The sequence below is a fragment of the Pseudomonas sp. K5002 genome (assembly GCF_013386655.1).
In the GTDB taxonomy this organism is placed as follows: Bacteria; Pseudomonadota; Gammaproteobacteria; order Pseudomonadales; family Pseudomonadaceae; genus Aquipseudomonas.
The window spans coordinates 1-351 of record NZ_JACARK010001727.1; the positions used below are offsets into that span (position 1 = coordinate 1).

Annotated in this window: 1 protein-coding gene; it reads left to right on the forward strand. The window is 65.5% G+C overall.

All coding sequences use genetic code 11. The features are described from left to right. On the forward strand, positions 1-351 hold a 351-nt coding region (locus HX846_RS38950), incomplete at both ends, for a diacylglycerol kinase family protein (RefSeq protein WP_306173218.1).

Consider the following 351-nt stretch of genomic DNA (forward strand, 5'->3'; position numbering starts at 1 on the left):
CGAGGCCAGCCTGGTGCTGATGCCCCTCGGTACCGCCAACGATTTTGCCCGCGCCGCCGGTGTGCCGCTGGAGCCCGAGCAGGCCCTGGACCTGCTGGATTTACCGGCCCGTGCCATCGACCTGGGCGAAGTAGGCGGGCAGATCTTCCTGAATATGGCCACTGGTGGTTTTGGCAGCCAGGTCACCGCCAACACCTCCGAAGACTTGAAGAAAGTCCTCGGTGGCGCGGCGTATCTGTTTACCGGCCTGTCACGCTTCAGCGAGTTGCGCGCGGCCTACGGTGAATTGCAGGGCCCTGACTTTCACTGGCGCGGCGAGCTGCTGGCCCTGGGCATCGGCAACGGGCGCCA